The organism is Bacillus cereus group sp. Bce019 (assembly GCF_051781745.1).
Classification (GTDB): Bacteria; Bacillota; Bacilli; order Bacillales; family Bacillaceae_G; genus Bacillus_A; species Bacillus_A cereus.
The window spans coordinates 1-266 of sequence record NZ_JBPWJX010000172.1 but is presented as its reverse complement, the minus strand read 5'-3'; the positions used below and the strand labels follow the sequence as shown (position 1 = coordinate 266).

Here is a 266-nt window from a genome sequence, read left to right as displayed (position 1 = left end):
TGGAAGCTCTACTTCGAGAACGTCAAGGACAGCTACCACGCCAGCCTGCTCCACCTGTTTTTCACCACTTTCCGTCTCAACCGCCTGTCGCAGCGCGGTGCGGTCATTGTGAGCGAATCGGGGGGGCATCACGTCAGCTACTCGATGGTGGATGCGCCCCAGGCCGAGGCCGGCAAGCAGTACCAGGAGCAAGGCCTTCGCTCCGACCAGGAAGGTTACAAACTGGCCGATCCGACGCTGCTGGCGGGCTTCAAGGAGTTCGATGA

General features: G+C 60.9%; 1 pseudogene. It reads left to right on the top strand.

Annotated features, from left to right (window positions below):
* Positions 1-266 (top strand): annotated as a pseudogene (locus ACS2QP_RS27900) (Rieske (2Fe-2S) protein); the annotation flags it as partial.